The 18,292-nt window shown below is 75.3% G+C and carries 14 protein-coding genes; 6 read left to right on the plus strand and 8 right to left on the minus strand.

The genetic code is table 11. The annotated features are described in order from the left end of the window. Nucleotides 1–240: 240 nt before the first annotated feature. Entirely contained in the window at nt 241–699 is a 459-nt protein-coding gene (locus OG389_RS06590) for a hypothetical protein (RefSeq protein WP_328297522.1), read from the plus strand. 107 nt (nt 700–806) lie between these two features. Here OG389_RS06590 and OG389_RS06595 read toward each other — a convergent pair whose 3' ends face one another. The 4 genes from OG389_RS06595 to OG389_RS06610 form a co-directional block, all read right to left on the minus strand. Beyond that, complete coding sequence (locus tag OG389_RS06595) at nt 807–5,501, minus strand: hypothetical protein (RefSeq protein ID WP_328297523.1); 4,695 nt, start codon at nt 5,499–5,501, stop codon at nt 807–809. A gap of 64 nt (nt 5,502–5,565) precedes the next feature. Beyond that, a complete protein-coding gene (locus tag OG389_RS06600; RefSeq protein ID WP_328297524.1) occupies nt 5,566–6,471 on the minus strand; it encodes a hypothetical protein in 906 nt (301 codons plus the stop codon). Beyond that, complete coding sequence (locus OG389_RS06605; protein WP_328297525.1) at nt 6,468–6,698, minus strand: hypothetical protein; 231 nt, start codon at nt 6,696–6,698, stop codon at nt 6,468–6,470. The genes OG389_RS06600 and OG389_RS06605 overlap by 4 nt, the downstream gene beginning before the upstream one ends. Continuing rightward, nucleotides 6,695–8,200, minus strand: coding sequence for a hypothetical protein (locus OG389_RS06610; protein WP_328297526.1), 1,506 nt, complete (start codon nt 8,198–8,200; stop codon nt 6,695–6,697). The genes OG389_RS06605 and OG389_RS06610 overlap by 4 nt, the downstream gene beginning before the upstream one ends. 130 nt (nt 8,201–8,330) lie before the next feature. Here OG389_RS06610 and OG389_RS06615 point away from each other — a divergent pair, with 130 nt between their 5' ends. From OG389_RS06615 to OG389_RS06625, 3 genes are read left to right on the plus strand one after another with little or no spacing between them, the layout of a single operon-like run. Beyond that, on the plus strand, nt 8,331–9,131 hold the full coding sequence (locus OG389_RS06615) for a LamB/YcsF family protein (protein WP_328297527.1): 801 nt from the start codon (nt 8,331–8,333) through the stop codon (nt 9,129–9,131). Then, nucleotides 9,128–9,754: a 5-oxoprolinase subunit B family protein gene (locus OG389_RS06620; RefSeq protein ID WP_328297528.1), complete on the plus strand. Its 627-nt coding sequence runs from the start codon at nt 9,128–9,130 to the stop codon at nt 9,752–9,754. Before OG389_RS06615 ends, OG389_RS06620 begins: the two co-directional genes overlap by 4 nt. After that, nucleotides 9,751–10,626: a biotin-dependent carboxyltransferase family protein gene (locus OG389_RS06625; protein WP_328297529.1), complete on the plus strand. Its 876-nt coding sequence runs from the start codon at nt 9,751–9,753 to the stop codon at nt 10,624–10,626. The genes OG389_RS06620 and OG389_RS06625 overlap by 4 nt, the downstream gene beginning before the upstream one ends. Nucleotides 10,627–10,792: 166 nt before the next feature. Here the strand turns inward: OG389_RS06625 and OG389_RS06630 are convergent, their stop codons facing one another. The 3 genes from OG389_RS06630 to OG389_RS06640 form a co-directional block, all read right to left on the minus strand. Beyond that, complete coding sequence (locus OG389_RS06630; protein WP_328297530.1) at nt 10,793–12,169, minus strand: hypothetical protein; 1,377 nt, start codon at nt 12,167–12,169, stop codon at nt 10,793–10,795. A 155-nt stretch (nt 12,170–12,324) separates the two neighbouring features. After that, a complete protein-coding gene (locus tag OG389_RS06635) occupies nt 12,325–13,731 on the minus strand; it encodes a HEAT repeat domain-containing protein (RefSeq protein ID WP_328297531.1) in 1,407 nt (468 codons plus the stop codon). A 344-nt stretch (nt 13,732–14,075) separates the two neighbouring features. Continuing rightward, the gene (locus OG389_RS06640) at nt 14,076–14,501 is read right to left on the minus strand and encodes an ankyrin repeat domain-containing protein (RefSeq protein WP_328297532.1); all 426 of its coding nucleotides are present in this window, start codon (nt 14,499–14,501) and stop codon (nt 14,076–14,078) included. 279 nt (nt 14,502–14,780) lie between these two features. On the opposite strand from OG389_RS06640, the gene OG389_RS06645 reads away from it, so the two are divergent. Next, nucleotides 14,781–14,975: a hypothetical protein gene (locus OG389_RS06645; RefSeq protein ID WP_007262923.1), complete on the plus strand. Its 195-nt coding sequence runs from the start codon at nt 14,781–14,783 to the stop codon at nt 14,973–14,975. 60 nt (nt 14,976–15,035) lie between these two features. Further along, entirely contained in the window at nt 15,036–16,673 is a 1,638-nt protein-coding gene (locus OG389_RS06650; protein WP_328297533.1) for a hypothetical protein, read from the plus strand. A gap of 78 nt (nt 16,674–16,751) precedes the next feature. Here OG389_RS06650 and OG389_RS06655 read toward each other — a convergent pair whose 3' ends face one another. Then, nucleotides 16,752–18,254, minus strand: coding sequence for an SCO1417 family MocR-like transcription factor (locus tag OG389_RS06655; protein ID WP_328297534.1), 1,503 nt, complete (start codon nt 18,252–18,254; stop codon nt 16,752–16,754). Nucleotides 18,255–18,292: the final 38 nt, after the last annotated feature.

The following is an 18,292-nucleotide window of genomic DNA, read 5'->3' on the forward strand; positions in this document are numbered from 1 at the left end:
CCGGAGTCCGGGACGAAGATCACGAGTTGTCCGATAGTTCCGGTGAAGTGCGGCCCGATATGTGGCAGATGACACCTGGTGGGGTGTCAGCTCCCGCATCGGAATGGATGGCTGGAATTCTTCGTTCCGCGATGTTCGGGGGCTCCGGGCACGTCCGGGATCCGGGAATCTCCGGGCCCCTTCGTACGTCTACCTGTTCGGGGCAGGCATGACCGGCCGTGTGGAGGGGAGGTGCGGACCATGGCGAAGAAGTTCGAGGGCGGTGTCGCGGGGAACACAGCGGCGCCTGGAGGAGCCCTGTGGGTGGACCAGCCCACGGGGCGGCGGCGCATGCCGGACCCGGTGCGGAGCTCCGCCGTGCGCGCGGTACTGATAGTCGCCGTGACGCTGACGGACGCGACGATCTCCTTCTTCCTGACGGTCACCGGCTCCTGGCTGGCCCTCCCGCTGTCGCTCGGCGCGATAGCGGGGACGGTCGTGGCCACCTGGGGCGTGCTGGACGTGCTGATCACCCGGCAGATGTGGAACCAGCGCCACGGAGTCGTCTCGGAGCCGAGCAGCACGGCGCGGGGGCGGCGGCGCGAGCGGCGCCGGGCCCGCCGGGAGGCCCGGTCGGCGCCCCCGCCGCCGCCCCGTGTACCGGCGCGCGGCGAGGCGTCGGGCATCTGGCCGCCGCCGTCCGGCACCGGGCGGGGCTGAGGCGCGGGGCCCGCGCGGGCGGGCGGCTCGACCCGCCCACGGCCCCGGGCTCCGGCGGGGCCGCAGCGCGCGGAGCCGAAGCCCGCGGAGCCGGGCAGGAGAAACGGTCAGGAGGAAACGGCGCCGCGGCGGAACATACGGGTCGCCGTGATCTCGCCGTGGATCGTCTCCTCCTCCGGGGACTGCTGGGGCAGGCCGGGGCGCAGGTGTTCCTCGACGCTGATGTACTTCAGCCCCGCCCGCAGGTCGGCGTCGTTGCGCAACCGGATGACCAGCGGGAACTCGGCGAGGGCCGTGGTGTCGAACAGGCCCGTGGTGTACAGGAGCTGGACGCCGAGCGCGTCCGAGACGGCCCGCTGGAGTTCCAGCAGGTACGTGGCGTTCGCGCGCCCGATCGGGTTGTCGAGGAAGAGCGTGCCCGCGTGCCGCTGCTTGTCGCGGCCACGGTCGTTGCTGCGCAGCGCCGCCATCGTGCAGTAGAGCGCGATCGCGGCGGTGAGCAGCTGGCCGCCGGAGAAGACGTCGCCCATCTGCCCGACCGGGACCCGCTCGGCGCGCAGCACCGCGTCCGGCTTCAGGATCTCCACCGCGATGCCCTTGGGCTCCAGGGCCGCCTGGACCCCGTGCAGGAGCAGCGACATGCCGTCGCGGCGGCCCTCTCCGAAGGAGGCGGTGCTGTTCTTCTTCACCGCGGCGCGGGTCGCCTCGTCGATGACCTCGCCGAGCCGCTCCGTGAGGGTGGCCTGGTCGGGCTCCTCGAAGCGGATGCGCAGGAACTCCTGGCCCGACCACTCCCCCAGCCCCTCGGGCAGCTGGGAGAGCCGCTGGGCGGAGCGCAGGGTGGCCAGGGCCGACTCCACGAGTCCGCGCAGCCGGTCCACGATGCTGTCGCGGTTGCGCTCCAGCTGCGCCAGCTCGTCGGTGAGCACGCGCAGCCGGGGGGCGAAGGCGACTGCCCAGGCCGCCGCGTGCTCGGGCAGGGCGGAGGCGGGCAGTTCGCGGATCTGCTGGCGCGCGGGGGTGCGTACCTGCTCGTAGCGGTTGGCGTTGGCGTGGCGGACCAGGATGTCGCTCGCCTCGCGGACGGCGGCCTCGGCGGCCGAGAGGTCGGCGGCGCAGCCCCGTAGCGAGCGCCGGGCCTCGGTGGCCGACTGGCGGGCCTCCTCAAGGCTGCCGGGGTGGGCCACCGGCTCCTGCTCGTCCTCCTGGTGGGTGTGGTCGCGCAGCAGGTCCCGGAGCATGGCCGCGGTCTCCTCGAAGCCGCCCGCGCCCTCCTCTGCGGTGCGGTGGGCGCGGAGCAGGTCGGCGTGGGCCGCGCGGGCGGACTCCACGGCGGCGGTGTGGGCGCCGAGTTGCGCGGTGGCGGTGCGGAGCATGGCCTGGGCGTCCTCGACGTGCTCCGGGATCAGCTCCTCGGGCAGTTCGGTGTGCGCCTCGCCCTCGGCGGGTGCGTGCCGTTCGGCCTCGCCGCGCAGCCGGCCGAGCTGCTCGCTCGCGGTGGAGGCGCGGGTCTCCAGCATCTGCACGAGGGCCTCGGCGCGGGCCGCCGCGGCCTGCCGGGAGGGGCCGTCGGCGCCGTCGGTGCCCTCGAGGAGCTGGGCGGCGCGGGTACGGACCTTGTTCGTGAGGCGGTCGAGCTCGGCGAGGGCGACGCTCTCGTCGCTCTCGGCGCGGGCCTGTTCGGAGCGCAGGTCGGCGCCGACGCCGACCTTCTCGTAGAGCTGCGAGGCGGCGCGGTAGGCCTCGCGAAGGGCGGGGAGCGGCGCCTTGGCCGTACCGTCGCCCTCGGGCAACGGATCGGGGGCTCCGGCGATCTCGGCGCGCTCGGCGCGCAGGGCGCGGGCGGTGCGGCGGGCGTCGTCGGCGGTGCGCTGGGCCGCGCGGCGGTCCTCGTCGGCCGCGCGGGCCCGGTCGAGGCAGACCTCGGCTCGGGCCTCGGACTCGGCGGCGTCGTCGGCGAGTTCGCGCAGCCTGGCCTGCCAGCCGGCGCGCTCGCGCAGCCGGTGGGCGAGGCCCGCGAGGGCGTCGGCGACGCGGCGGGCGCGCTGGGCGGTGTCCTGCCGCTCGTCGCGCACGCGGGTGGCGTCGGCGGAGGCCTCGTCGGCCTCGGCGCGGACGGTACGGGCCTCGGCGAGCTCGGCCTCCGTCTCCTCGGCGAACGTACGGGCGGCCGCGGCCTGCTCCGCGAGCTCGGAGAGGCGGCCGGACGGGCAGCCGGTCCGCCAGGAGGCGAGCCGGGCGGCGAGCTCGCGGTCGCCGGACAGGCGGGCGGCGAGCTCGCGGATCTCGGTGTCGCGGTCGGTGGCGCGGGCCCGCAGCGCCTGGCGCTCCTCGTCGGCGGCGTGCTCGTCGTGCATGGCCGGGTTCGGCGAAACGATGAAGATGTTGGACACCGCGGAGTCCGGATCGCCTGCGGGCACCGGCGCGAGCAGGGCCGCGGCCGTGCCGACGGCCACGGTGGAGCGGGGCAGCAGGGCGGCGCCGGCGAGGACTTCGCGGGCCCTGGCGTGGGTGTCGGGGTCGGTGATGACGACGCCGTCGACGAGTTCGGGGCGGGCCGCGAGGACGGCGGCGTGGTCGGCCGGGTCCACCGACTGGGCGAGGTAGCGCCAGCCGGGGAGGGCCGGGATGCCGTGCTCACCGAGGTACTCGACGGTGGCGAGCACATCGGGTCCGGGCGGCAGCAGTCCGCCGTCACCGAGGGCCCCGAGGATCCGGGAGTCGTCGGCGGCGGCGGTGCGCAGCTCGAAGAGCTGGCGTTCGGCCGCGGCGACCCCGTCGGTCAGCAGGGTGCGCAGGTCATCGGCGCCCCGGTCCAGGTCCGCGACGGTGAGCCCGCCCGTGTCACCGGAGGGCTCCGCGGCAGTGGGCCGGCCGGGGCCCGGGGCGTCGGACCCGGCCGCGGGGGTCCGCGTACCGGCGTCGGCGCGCAGCGACGGGAGCGGGGCTCCGGGGGCCGACGGCAGGCCCAGCAGGTCCGCCAGGCGCGGGGCCCCGGCGAGGGACTCCGCGGCCCGGTACTCCGCGTCGTGGGCGGCCTCGGCCGCGTCGGCGGCGTCCGCCGCGCGGGCGGCGGTGAGTTCCGCGCGGGACTCCGCCGCGGCGGCTTCGCGGGCGGCCTCGGCCGCGCCGCGGGCGGCCTCGCGGGACTCGTCCCAGGCGGCCACCGCCGTCTTCTCGGCGTCGGCGGCGGCCAGCGCGGCGCGTGCCGGGTCGGCGTCGGGCGCGGAGTCGTCGAGCCAGCCGGCCCGTACGGCCTCGGCGGTCTCCTGCTGGACCTCGGTGAGCCGGGCGCGCAGGTGCTCGGCCTCGCTGCGGGCCCGCTGGGCGGCCGTGGCGGCGGCGGTGGCGTCGCGGTGGGCCGCCTCGCCGGTCTCCTGGAGGACGCCGGAGCGCTCCTCCTCCTCGTTGGCGGCCCGCTCTCCCTGCTCGGCGGCGGAGTGCAGGGCCCGTACGAGCTCGGTGGCGGCGGTGGCGCGGGCCGCCAGCGCCGGGGCGGCGTCGCGCTCGGCCTCCAGGATCGCGACGGCGACCCGGGCGGAGCGGTCGGCGGCGGCGCGGTGGCGCAGGACGTGCTCGGCGGCCTGCCAGGCGGAGTGCAGGGTGCGGGCCTCGAGGAGCTCGCGGCGCTGGGCGGCGGCGGCCCTGTCGGCGACGGTCAGGGCCAGCGAGGCGTGCCGGTAGGCCAGTTCGGCGGAGACGGCGGCGCTGCGGGAGCGTGCGGACTCGGCGGCGGTGACCTCGTGGGCGGCGCCCGTGACCCGCTGCGCGAGGTCGGCGGCGCGGCCGCGCTCCGCGGCCGCGCGGGCGGACAGCCGCCGGGCGAGGGAACGCGTACGGCGTTCGGCGCCGGCGTGGACGTCGCGCAGGCGGGAACGGGCCTCCGCCGCCTCGACGATCTTCGTGAGGAGGTCCACGGAGCCCGCGGTGAAGTCCCGTTCGGCCATCAGCTCGGCGCGGCGGCCGAGCTTGTTGCCGAATCCGTGGACGAGGTCGGCGAGGCCGTCGGTGTCGCGGGTGTCGGTGACGGCGCGCAGCAGCAGGTCGGTGAAGTCGGAGTCCTTCTTGACCGCGAAGAGGCCGGCGGCCTCGCCCTCGTCGGCATTCATCTCGCGCTGGTAGCGGAAGAGTTCGGGGTCGAGGCCGACCTCGGTGAGGTGCTCGTTCCAGCGGTCGTGGATCTCCTCGAAGTACACCTCCAGGTGCGGGTACGCCTTGCCGGCCTCGGTCAGGGCGTCGCGGAAGCCCTTCATGGTGCGGCGCCGCCCCTGGGCTCCGGAGACGCCCTCGACGGGCGGGCGGACCGAAGTGGCCTCGGCCACCGGGAGGTTGTCCAGGCTGAGCCCCGGACCGGGGCGGAAGGAGTACCAGGCCTCGGCGAACTTGCGCGGGTCGTTGGAGACCTGGCGGCCCCGCCACTCGCTGACCTTGCCGACGACCACGCACTCGCCGGTCTGGGTGTGCTGCCACTCCAGGGCCACGTGCCCGCAGTCGTCGGCCAGCAGGAACTTGCGCAGCACGCCGGAGCTGGCCCCGCCGAGGGTGTTGCGGTGGCCGGGCAGCATCACCGAGAAGATCAGCTTGAGCAGGACCGACTTGCCGCCGCCGTTCTCCAGGAAGAGCACGCCGGCGGGCGCGGGGCGGCGCGGCGGGCCGGTGGGCTCGTCCTCGAAGAACTCCGCCTGCGCGGGCGCCGGGTGGGGCACCGGCTCGCCGACTCCGCGCAGGTCGAGCACGGTGTCGGCGTAGCGTGCGCCGGCGGGCCCGATGGAGTAGAGGCGGATCCGGGACAGCTCGTACATGGCGGCGGGTTCTCGCGGTCTCTGGTAGGTCTGCGGGTTGCGGGTACGGGGCTCTGGGCGCGGGCTAGGCGTGGAAGGGCAGGCCGGCGTCGGCGGCGAGCTCCAGGTCGTCGCCCTCGGGCGGGGGCAGGAGGCTGGCGGAGCCGTCGCTGACGGGGACCACTCCGAGCTCGAGCAGTTCGGCCATGGCCGCGCTGCCCGCCATGTCGCGGACCTGCAGCTGGTAGCGCGGGGTGGTGCGGTAGGTGCCCCCGGCTTCGTCCCCGGTGCGCTGGAGGAACCCGGAGTCGGTGAGGAAGGCGGCGGCCTTGCCGACGATGCCGGTCGTGGAACCGGCCAGGCGGCGGGCGTCCTTGGTGGCTCCGGTCGCGCTGCGGCGGGCGTAGACCCGCCAGGCGGCTTCCAGGCCGGGGGCGTCGGAGGCCGGGTCGGTGTTCTCCCCGAGCTCCTCGGCGCGCTCTTCCAGGCGGCGGCAGGTCTGGCGGACGAAGGCGTCGACGCCGTTGACGGTGATCCGGCCGATGTAGCCGTCGTCGGCGAGGTCCTCGGGGCGGGGGAAGGCGAGGGCGGCGACGGCGAGGTGGGCGAGGCCGTGCAGGAAGCGGTCCGCGGAGTCGGCGGTGGTGCGGCGGGCGTAGTCGCCCATGCGGACGGCGAAGACGGAGTCCTCGTCGGCGGCCACGGCCATGCCGGCGCGGGGGGAAACCTCCAGGACGACCAGGCCGAGGCCGGTGGCGACCGCGTCGGCGAGCCGGCCGAAGGCGGGGTCCTCGCGGTAGCGGCGCAGCAGCTCGGCGTACTCGGCGTCGCGGGCGGGCAGCAGCTTGGGCTGGAGCCCGAACGCGACGAGCCGGGCCGCGTCCGAGGCGTCCGCCGGGGTCACGGCCGGCCCCTGGCCGGGAGCCTGCGCCGGGACCGGCTGCGCGACGGGCTCGCTCCACGCGGGGTGCTCGGCGTGGTGGTCGCTCACGGGTACGTCTCCTCGGCGGTGCGGGTCCCGCGGGTGCGGGTGCGGGTGCGATTGCTGGTGTCGCGGGTGGGTGCGGGGTACGGCCCGGCGGTCCCGGTCCCGGCTCCGGCCGGGGAGGGGTTTCCCCCGCCCCGCCCCTTCCCGGAGGCGGGGGCCGGGCCGCGGGCCGGTGCGGGGGCCGAGCGGCGGGCGGGTGCGGGGCCGCGGGCCGGCCCGGGCGCGGTCATGCCGCCTCCGTGCGGTCGGCCGTCATGGCCGCCGCGTCCAGGAGGGCGGTGCCGACGATGAGGTCCGCGCCGCCGAACTCCGGGTCTTCGAGCTGTGTGCCGTCGTCCACCGCGAACAGCAGCCGCTCCTCGCCCTGGCGGTACGCGGTGCCCACCGCCGGGCTCGCCGCGTGCACGGCCAGCAGGGCGACCAGGTAGGGCAGTTCCGGGTCGGAGCGGCGGGCCTCGGCCAGGAGGCCGGACAGCCGGCGCGGGGCTTCGTACGGGAGCTCCAGGAGCTCCATCGCGGCGGCGAGCTGCTCCTCGCTGAAGCGGCTGTCGTCCGGGGTGGCGATCAGGTCCGGCTCCGGCATCTCGACGCCGAGGTGCTCCCGCTCCACGGGCGGGGTCAGCAGGATCTCGACCAGGTCCGCGACGCGCACCGAGACCGGGGTCCGCAGTCCGGCCCCCGCCGCGAAGAAGGCGTCCGTGACCCGGGAGGCCTGGGCGACCGGCAGCGGCAGCACCGGGGCCACGAGCTGCCCGTACAGGTCGATCCCGGAACGCGGTGCGGGCGCCGCGAAGGCCTGGCGGTCCTGTTCGGCGCGGAAGAGCGGGCCGGCGTCCAGCAGCCGGGACTGCAGCTGCGTGTGACGGCGGATGCAGTCCTTGACGATGTCGACGAGCTCGGCGGCGCGCCGCTTGTTGTCCGGCTCCTCCGCCTCGTCCCTCGTCCTGCGGATGTTGGTGAGGATCGCGTTCTCGTGGCGGTAGCGGTCGGCGACGTGGTCGAGGGCTTCGGCGATCATGTCGGGGACGGTCACCAGCCAGTCCACGGCCCGAACGTTGCGCCGGGTCGCGTCCAGCGTGCGGCGCAGCGTCTCGGCGTACTGGACGGTGCGGTAGCGGGCCTGTTCGGCGGCGAGCTGGGCGTCGGCGAGCCGGCCCCGGCTGATCAGGACCTCCAGTTTGACCTCGGCGGCGATCTGCGCGCTGGTGACGTCCGTGTCGAGGGCGCCGACCAGGACGTTGACCGCCTCGTCGGTCGTGCGCAGGTAGACCGCGCCGCCGTAGCCCGGCACTTCCTCGATCAGCTTGAAGTCGTAGTCCCGGCGGACGTACACCCCGTCCGGCCCGAACGTGCCGTAGATCGCCCGGAATCCGCGGTCGACGCTGCCGACGTTGATCAGGTTCTCCAGCACCCAGCGGGCGACCCGCTCGTGCTCGGCCGCCGGACGGGCCGGCGCCTGGGCGGCGACCCTCGGCAGCAGCCTGGCCACTATCTGCTCGTGGTCGGCGCCCGTGTCGAAGTCCATGTTGAGCGTGACCAGGTCGATCGCGGAGAGCGCGACCTCCGCCATCGCGTAGACCCCGTACTCGCCGGCCAGATTGGCCTTGCGTACGTCGAGGTCGTGCAGCGGGGCGGTGCAGGCGAGCGCGCGCAGCCGCCGGGCCAGGCCCTCGTCGGCGGCCGGGCCCGGCGCCGGGGAGGGAAGGGTCTTCGCCGGGGCGGGGAGAGTCACGGGCAAAGACTAGGCGCTGACCCTGACAACATCCCAAACGGGATGGTTCGCCCGATCCACCCGGTGGACGGCCCGAGCCCGGCCCGCGCCCCGGCCGCGCCCGTCCTGCGCCCTGTTCTACGCTCACCGCATGGCTTGCACGATCACGCCGGACACCCCGGCGGCCGCCCCCGTGATCGATCTCAACGCCGACCTCGGCGAGGGCTTCGGGCGGTGGACGCTGACCGACGACGAGGCCCTGCTGTCCGTCGTCACGAGCGCCAACGTCGCCTGCGGCTTCCACGCCGGCGACCCGTCCATCATGCGCCGGGTCTGCGAGCTGGCCGCCGCGCGCGGGGTGCGGATCGGCGCGCAGGTCTCCTACCGGGACCTGGCGGGCTTCGGCCGCCGCGCCATGGACGTGCCGGCCGGTGAGCTCGCCGACGAGGTGGCCTACCAGATCGGGGCGCTGGAGGTCTTCGCCAGGGCGGCCGGTTCCGCGGTGTCGTACGTGAAACCGCACGGGGCCCTCTACAACCGCACCGTGCACGACTCCGGCCAGGCCGTTGCCGTCGTGGCCGGCGTCCTGCTCGCGGCCGGGCCCGCCGGACTCCCGGTGCTCGGGCTGCCCGGGTCGCACCTGCTGGCCGCCGCCGGGCGGGCCGGGTTGACGGCTGTGCCGGAGGCCTTCGCCGACCGTGCCTACACCCCCGCGGGCACCCTCGTGCCGCGCGGCGAGCCGGGCGCCGTGCTCCACGACCCGGACGCGGTGGTGGCCCGCGCGGTGTCCATGGCCGCCGGGCACTCGGTGGCGGCCGCCGACGGCTCCCGGATCCCGGTCGCCGCCCGCTCCCTGTGCCTGCACGGGGACACCCCGGGGGCGGCGGACCTGGCCCTTCGCGTCCGGACGGCGCTGGGCGCGGCCGGGGTCCGCATCGAGGCCTTCGCGTGAGGGCGCTCGCCGTGGGCGCCGGGGCACTGCTGCTGGAGGTGGACTCCGCGGCGGAGGTGGCCGCGCTCCACGCGGAGCTGCTGCGCCGGCGGGACGCGGGGGAGCTGGGCGGCGTACGGGAGATCGTGCCCGCGGCCCGGACCGTGCTGCTGGACGGCGTACGGGAGCCGCGCGCCCTCGCGGCCCGGATCTCCCGCTGGGAGGTGGCACCGCTCGCGCCCACCGACGGGCCGCCGCCGGTGACGGTCCCGGTGCGCTACGACGGGCCGGACCTGGCGGAGGTGGCCGGGCTGTGGGGGGTGCGTCCCGAGGAGGTGGCGGGCATCGTCGGCGGGATCACCTTCCGGGTGGCCTTCTGCGGGTTCGCCCCGGGCTTCGGCTACCTCACCGGGCTCCCGGCCCGCCTCCACCTCCCCCGGCGCGCGACGCCCCGTACGGCGGTACCGGCGGGCTCGCTGGCCCTCGCGGGCGAGTACGCCGGGGTCTACCCGCGCTCCTCCCCCGGCGGCTGGCAGCTGATCGGCTCCACCGGAGCGGTGCTGTGGGATCCGGCGCGCGAGCCGGCCGCGCTGTTCGTGCCGGGGGCACGGGTGCGGTTCACCGAAGCGGAGGCGGCGGTTTGAGGGCCCTGGAGGTCGTCCGGGCGGGCGCGCTGACCACCGTCCAGGACCTGGGCCGGCCCGGCTACGCCCACCTCGGCGTACCCCGGTCGGGGGCCCTCGACACGGGGGCGCACGCGCTGGGGAACCGGCTGCTGGGCAATCCGCCGGAGGCCGCCGCCCTGGAGACGACCCTGGACGGCGTGGCGCTGCGGGCGGTCGGCGGTCCGGTGACGGTGGCGGTCACGGGTGCGCCCTGCGCGGTACGGGTCTGCGGGCGCCCGGTGGCCTGGGGAGCGCCGGTCCTGCTGCGCGCCGGGGCGGAGCTGGAGGTGGGCAGGGCGGAGTCGGGAGTGCGCGGCTACGTGGCAGTGCGGGGAGGGTTCGCGGTCGAGCCGGTGCTGGGCAGTCGCTCGACCGATCTGCTGTCGGGCCTCGGCCCGCCGGTCCTGACCGCGGGGGCGCTGCTGCCGGTGGGCCGGCCCGGTGCGGATCCGCTGGCCGGGGTGGACGCCCCGGCGGCGCCGGGTCCGCCCTCGGAACTGGTGCTCGCGCTGCGGCTGGGGCCACGGGCCGACTGGTTCACGCCGGGGTCGCTGACCGGGCGGCTGCTGCGTGCGGAGTACCGCGTATCGGTCGCTTCGAACCGCATCGGCCTGCGCACGGAGGGGCCGCCGCTGGTCCGGGCCCGGAGCGGTGAACTCCCGAGCGAGGGCATGGTGCTGGGCGCGGTCCAGGTCCCCCCGGACGGCCGGCCGGTGGTCTTCCTCGCCGACCACCCGGTCACCGGCGGCTACCCGGTCGTCGGCGTCGTCCCGCCGGGCCCCGCCCTCGACGCGGCGGCCCAGGCGGGGCCGGGCCTGACGGTGCGGTTCGTCCTGGCGGCGGGGCGGTGAGGGCGTACCGCCCCCGCCCCTGCGCCGGGGCGCCCCGGCGCAGGCCGCCCCGGCCTTGTCGCCGACGACGGCGAAGGCGGTGAAGGCGGTGAAGGACCCGAACCCGGTGCCGATCGCGTCGCGCACTCCGGAGGTCGTACGGCCGTGAACGAGTTCTTCGCCCGGGTCAGATCAGGGCGTTGTAGATGTTCCAGCCGCTACCGACCAGGACGCGGTTGCCCCTGAGGACGACGTGTCCGGACCTGTACGCGCCCGGGTACATCCAGAGGTTGCCGTCGCGGTCACGGGCGAGCAGTTCAGTGGCTCCGCGCCGGTCCTTGTCGCCGGCGAAGACGAGGGCGGTGAAGGAGCCGAACCCGGTACCGAGCCGCTCCCTCGGCTCGAGTGGGTCGGGGCCGTCGCCGTACTGGTTGGGCTTGTAGAACCACAGTGCTCCGGCCGCGTCCTTCGCCAGGAGACCGCCGGGGATCTGGCCGGTGGGGAAGGCGGCGAGCTGGGTGTACTGGTTCAAGCCGGCGGCGACCTTCACGCGCGCCTTGAACGGCCGGTCCGGGTTGCCCGTGCCCCGGTAGAACCACAGGACGCCGTCGCGGTCCCGGGCGACCAGGTCGTTCACCCCGCGCTGGCGGGAGTCGCCCATGCCCACGATGGACGTGTACTGACCCCAGCCCCCGCCCACGAGCTTGCGGGACTTGAACGGAGCCTCCGCCTTGCCGGTGCCCTGGTAGAGCCAGAGCTGCCCGGCGGCGTCACGGGCCACCAGGTCGTCACCCACGCCCTTGACGTCACTGCCCGTGGCCGTGCGGCCGAGCCGGGTGATCGCGTCGTAGATGTTCCAGCCACCGCCGACCCGGGTGCGCGGCTTGTAGGCGGCGCTGCCCTCCAGGCCGTCGGACTCGTACTGCCACAGCACACCCGCGGCGTCGCGGCCGAAGAAGGTCGGGCGCGTGGAGGCGACCCCCGGGAGGAAGGTGATCTTCATGGGGGCCGAGGCCAGGGCGGTCCCGGAGGCGTCCGTCAGGTCGATGGTGCCGACCGCGGCGCCGATCAGATGGGTGGCCGCGTTCAGCTGGACCTCCCACGTGAGCGTCCGTCCCGCGGTACCCGGGACGGCAGTGGCCGTGGGCAGGTCGAGGGAGATGACGAACGGCCCCGACACCCCGGAACTGACGAACGTGCACGGCGCGCCGGGGCCGCCGTTCAGCGAGCAGGTGGAGCCCTTGAGGCCGGCCGCCACCCACGGGGCGGTCTCCGTTCCCTCCTCGGGCGCGTAGTCCATGACCAGCCGGGCCCTGACGTCGCCGGTGAAGCCGGCGGGCAGCGTGGCGGTGAAACGGAGCTTCGACGCCGGGACGTCGCCGGTGACGACGCCGCCCGACCCTTCCTGGACCACGGTCACCGGCGCGGGGTTCTGCGCACTGGTCTTCGCGGCCGGGGTGACGGCGGAAGCCGTGGCGAGCGGAGTGGTCACGCTCGCCAGCACGGCGGCGCCGGCGACGAGCGCCAGCCGGGTGCGGCGGGCGGCACGGTGAGTGGTGTTCAACTTTTCCCCGAAGGCTTGGGCGTATGCGTGTTCGCATGTACGACACGTCGTACGCCCCGGGGGTTGTACAGCGGTGAACAGAAAATCGGCCGGGTTCCCGCGCGGGCGGTGGCCCGGGTCGCCCCGGGCCCACCCCCGTCCCTGCACGGCCGTCCCTACACGGCCGACTCCGGCGCGATCCGGCTGCGGACCGCCGACTGCACGTCCTCTTCCTCCGCGGGATCCGCCGCCAGGCGGCGCAGGCGGGGGGCGACGCGGGCGTCGGCCGTTTCGGCGTGGCGGGCGGCCACCTCGCGGGTGGTCTCCTCACAGTCCCAGAGGCACTCCACCGCGAAGCCCGCCGCGAAGGAGGGGTCCGTCGCCGCCAGTGCGCGCGCGGCGCGGCCGCGCAGGTGGGACGAGGCCGTCTCCCGGTAGATGTGGCGCAGCACCGGCGCCGCGCAGCTGATCCGGAGCCGGCCGGCCCCGTCGACCAGGGCGAACAGGGCCGGTGAGTCGGGCCCCGCGCCGCGGACCGTGGAGCGCAGGGCTCCGAGTACCAGGGGTGCGTCCGGGGCGTCGCCCCGGGCGGCCAGGAGGGTCGCGGCGGCCGTTCCCAGGGCGTCGGGGCGGTGGACCCAGCTCCGGGCCCGCTCGACGGCTCCGGGGCCGCACATGCGCTCGTAGGCGGCTACGGCGGGCTCGTCGCCGGCGGCTTCGACGAGGTCCAGTACGGCCGGGTTCTCCGGCTCGGCCAGGACCAGGTGGTGCAGTGCGGTGGCGCGGGCGGCCTCCCCGGACGCGCCGGCGGCGGCCGCGAGGATCGCGGAGCGGTCCTCGGGCCCGGCCACGGCGGCCAGGCAGCGCGCGGCCGGGACGTGCAGGGGGGTGCCCCAGCGCAGTCCGTCGGCGGCCCAGTCGAAGACGGCCTGGACGCCCCAGCCCGGCTGGGGGCCGCGCGGGGTCAGCTGGCGCTGCCAGCGGTCGAAGGAGCCCTGCTGGCGGGCGGCTCTCAGGCGCTCGGCGTACTCGTTGGGCTCCGCCGCCTCTTCCCACAGGCGCCAGGGCCTGGGCTCGTAGGCGTCACGGACGGCGGCGGCCAGCCGCGCCTCGCCCTCGGCGGTGGCGGGGAAACGGGCGAGGACGGGGGCGGCCAGGGAGCGCAGTCCCCCGTCGTCGTCGCGCAGGGCGAGCTCGTCCAGGGCCCAGGCCCAGTTGGCGCCCGTGGCGGCGTAGCGGCGCAGCAGCATGAGCGCGTCGTCGCGGCCGTACGAGGCCAGGTGGCCGAGGACGGACAGGGCGAGCCCCGTACGGTTGTCGTCCTCGTCGAGGACGTCGTCGACGCCGAAGAGGTGGGCCTCGATCTCGCCCAGGGGGCCGTCGAGGTCCAGGTAGAGCCTGGCGTAGTACAAGGAGCGGTTCTCGACCTGCCAGTCCTGGCGCGGATCGCCGGCCACGCACTGGTCGAGCGCCTCGAGGGCCTGTGCCCTGGGCGCCGCGAGTGCGTGCAGCGTGCCGTCGCCGCGGCCCCGCTGGAGGAGCCCGAGCAGGGTGCCGCTTGGCGCTATGACTGGTTCGAACATGGGAATGGCCTCAAATCAAGCTGGGGACGCAACCGGGAATCGGAATTCACAGGGCCGCGTAACAGCATGTGAGGACGTCCGCCGTCTTGTTCCGCTCGATGTAGACCATTGCCTTCTCACTCTCGTCGGTGCTTCTCGGCCAGGGCGGCGGTCCCCCGGCAGGAGTGGGGGTCGGACACCCGATGTGTCCTGTCCGCTCCTGCCCGTCCGCCCTGACCGCGAATCGAATCCGACGCCATGATGACCCAGGCGGTTTGTGCGCCGCGACCACATTTAAGGCCGCCGTGACCAACCCGTGAGGTCTGGACCGGTCACGGGGCGGGCCAGGAACGGCCAAAAACGGACTACTTGGCTCCGAAAAGTTCCAGCAGGTCGGCCTTGGCGAACATGCGGGCCGTGTCCACGGCCGAGGGCGTTCCGGCGTTCGGATCGGCGCCACCGGCGAGCAGCGCGCGGATGACGGCCTCCTCGCCCTTGAAGACCGCTCCGGCGAGCGGGGTCTGGCCGCGGTCGTTGGCGCGGTCCGCCTCGGCGCCGCGGGCCAGCAGGGCCGTGACGGCGTCGGCGTGACCGTGGTAGGCGGCCAGCATGACGAGGGTGTCGCCGCGGTCGTTGGTGAGGTTCGCCGGGACGCCCGCGTCCAGGTAGGCGGCGAGGGTCTCGGTCTCACCCTGCCGGGCGAGGTCGAAGATCTTCGTGGCCAGCTCGATGACGTCCTCGTCGGGAACGTCCGGGGAGCCCTGGGAGCTGTTCTCGACGTGCTCACTCATCGGTCGTACCGCCTTTCACGGGCAGGGGCGCGTACGGCACTGCATCCGTACGGGTGAATCGCCAGAGTAGCGCCCGGACCTGCACATGAGCGGCCCGGGCCGAGGCAATGATCACCCCGTGACCCCCACCCCCCGATGTGCCGGGCGCGCCAGCCGGGATGGGCCGGTCAAGTGAAAGATTGCCGGATTCACCCGTATGCACCTTTTATCGCATTGATACTTGCTGTGAGCCTGGAAGAACTGATGGTGACTGTCCCCACCCACCAGGAGAACTGACTCATGGTCCTGTCCATCTCAGGTGTCGTCCTGCTCGGCATCATCTGCTTCCTGTTCTTCAAGAAGGACGGCATGAAGCTGACGCACGCGTTCGTGTGCGCGCTCTTCGGCTTCTTCCTCGCCGGCTCGGCCATCGCCCCCAGCATCACGGCGAGTACGGCGAGCCTCGCGAGCCTGCTCGGCGGGATCAAGCTCTAGCGCCCGCCCCCAGGCAACCCCCCGAAGCACCCGAAGCGCCCACAACTCCAGGAGACGCCCGTGGCCCGGCGCCCACTTCCCCGCATCCTCAGCAGCGGCACCGTGTCGCTGACCCGGGGCCGCGACTTCGCTCGCACGGCCGCCGACAGCGCCACGGACGTCCTCCATCCGCTCCTCACCATCGGACGCGGCCTGCGCATCCTGGCCTCGGCCGGGCGGCGCAAATGGTGCGACACCCCCAAGGACAAGCGTGGTCCCGCGCTGTTCCTGGGAGCCGCGTGCGTCCTCGTGGTCGCGCTCGTCCCCTACGGCCCCCTCACCGCCCTGATCACCCTCATGGCGGCGGCGGCCTGGCAGGGACGCGACCGCACCCCGGTGAAGACCGGGCCCAGCGATGCCGAGACCGAACGCCTCGGCTCCCTCTACGAAGCCCTCGTGCCGTACTTCTCCATCCCGGAGGACCCCAGTCCGCTCTTCGCCCACGGCGGCGAGTGGGACAAGGCCTTCAGCGGCTACGAGTTCGACGAGGCGGGCCGTGTCACCCGGCTCCACATCCGCTACCCGGCCTACTTCACCGATGGCGAGGCCGCGTCGAGGGCCCGGATCGAGGCACTGCTGCACGCCAAGTCCGGGCGCGGACGGGAGTATCTCTTCGACTGGGACGAGGAGGGCAACCAGCTCGACCTGAGTGTGCTGGCGGCGCTGCCGACAGGCATCGCCGCCCAGCCTTTCGTCACCTCCCCCGGTGAGACCGTGCTCGGCTTCACCGACCCGGGCAGCGTGCAGCGCACCCTGCCCGTCCTGGAGGGCGACGAGCCCCGCGACATGCCGCCGGTCATCTGGCGCACCGGGGCCCGGTCCGCCGAGCCCCACCTGCTGGCCGTCGGCCAGCCCGGCAGCGGCACCTCCACCCTGCTGCGCTCCATCGCCCTGCAGGCCCTGCGGCACGGGGGCGACGTACTGGTCGTGGAGGGCGGCGGCAGCGGCGAGTACTCCTGCCTCTCCGGCCGCGCCGGCGTCCTCGCCGTCGAGTGCGGGCCGACCGGGGCGCTGGCCACCCTGGAGTGGGCCGCCCGTGAGACCGAGCGGCGCCTGATCGCCACCCACCGGGCCCGCGAAGGCGGCCGGCCCGCGCCCGAGGACACCCGGCGCCCGCTGTGGATCCTGCTCGACCGGCCCAGCGTGCTGGCCCACCTGGCCACCGCCGAGGGCGCCCCCGACCCGCTCGCGCAGCTCCAGGTGCCGCTGCGGCACGGGCGGGCCGCGCACATCACCGTGGTGGTGGCCGAGCAGTTCGACCACCTGGAGCTGCTGCACGACGCGGTCTGGCAGCACACGCGGGCCCGGGTGGTGCTCGGAGCCGCCGCGGTCCAGCAGATCGCCGATGTCCTGGGACTGCCCCCGCACACCACGCCCACGGCCCTGCTGCCCCCGGGGCGCGGGTACGCCCGGCTCGGCGCCGGTCCCGTGCACCGGCTGCAGGTGCCGGCGACGCCGGACCCGTACGACGAGGCCACCCACCCGGCGTACCGGCAGGCGGTACTGGAGCTGCTGCCCGAGCGGCAGGCTCCGCCCAAGCCCGTCCCGGACCACGTCACGCCGACCAAGCCGCTGCACATCGTCCAGCCGCCGGCCCAGGCGCAGGGGCCCGCGATCGACGCCTCGGAGGTCCCCGAGGTGCCGGCGGACGCCCCGTAGGCCCGTGGGCCCGAAGGCCCCGGCACGACGGGCCCACCGGGTCCCGCGGCCCGCGCGAAGCCTGCCGCTGCGCGATGCCTACGCGACGAACGTGCGCGGCGGCTCCGCCCCGCCACCGCCCGCTCCGGTGGCGACCAGCCGGGCCGCGGCGGCCAACCGGACGGCCGCCTCCTCCGCCACCGGGCCGCCGACGGTGAACGGGAGCCGGACGTACCCCTCGAAGGCCCCGTCGACGCCGAACCGGGGCCCCGAGGGGACCCGTACGCCGACCCGCTCCCCCACCTCGGCCAGCCGGGAGCCGGACAGCCCGCCCGCGCGGGCCCACAGGGTCAGCCCGCCCAGCGGGACCCGGAACTCCCAGTCCGGCAGCTCCCGGCGGACCGCCGCCACCAGCGCGTCCCGGTTCTCCCTGGCCTGGTCCCGGCGGATCTCCACGGCCTCCGCCCAGCCGCCGGTCCGCATCAGCCAGTCCACCGCGAGCTGTTCCAGTACGGGCGTGCCGAGGTCGGCGTAGGCGCGGGCCGCGACGAGACTGCGGATGACGTCGGGGGCCGCCCGGACCCAGCCGATGCGCATCCCGGCCCAGAAGGCCTTGCTGGCGGAGCCGACGGTGATCACGGTGGAGCCCGCCGGGTCGAAGGAGCAGACCGGGCGCGGCATCTCCAGCGTCGGGTCGAGCTGGAGCTCGATCATGGTCTCGTCGGCCACCAGGACGGTGCCGGCCGAGCGGGCCGCCGCCACCATCTCGCGCCGCTGCTCGTCGGAGGCCAGCGCCCCGGTCGGATTGTGGAAGTCGGCGACCACGTAGGCGAGGCGGGGAGCGGAGTCGCGCAGCACCTGGCGCCAGACGTCCATGTCCCAGCCGCTCAGCCCCTCGCCCATGGCGACCGGTACCAGGCGGACGCCCGCGGCGCGCATGAGCTGGAGGATGTTGGCGTAGGAAGGGGATTCGACGGCGATCCGCTCACCGCGCCCCGCGAAGAGACTGCAGATGGCGTCGATGGCGCCCATCGCCCCGGTGGTGACCATGATCTGCTCGGGCATGGTCGGGATGCCGCGCTCGGTGTAGCGGTCGGCCAGCATGCGGCGCAGCGCGGGAAGTCCGGCCGGATAGTCCCCGTGGGTGTGGGCGTACGGCGGGAGTTCCTCCAGGGCGCCCTGGACGGCCTTGGTGAGCCAGGGCTCAGGGGCCGGGAGGGCGGCGCAGCCCAGGTCGATCATCGAACCGAGGGACTCGGGCGGCAGGGGTTCCAGCCCGCGGGCCGGCATCGGATTGCCTGCGGGCACCGAGGTCCAGCTGCCGGCGCCCCGGCGGGACTCCAGGAAGCCCTCGCCGCGCAGGGCCTCGTAGGCGGCGGCCACGGTGGTGCGGCTCACGGACAGCACGACGGCCAGCTCCCGCTCGGCGGGGAGCCGGGCGGCGACGGGGACCCGGCCCTCGAGGACCAGGAGACGGATGCCGTCGGCGAGGGAGCGGTACGCGGGCAGCTTCCGCGCGCCGGGCACGGCGGCCCGCCCCTGCTGGGAGGTGATGAGCCGGCCGAGCTGTGCGGCACCGACGGCCGAGGTCCACTGCGCCATGTCGTCCGGTCCACTTTCATCGAATTGGCCTCTGCCGA

Source organism: Streptomyces sp. NBC_00435, from assembly GCF_036014235.1.
GTDB lineage: Bacteria > Actinomycetota > Actinomycetes > Streptomycetales > Streptomycetaceae > Streptomyces.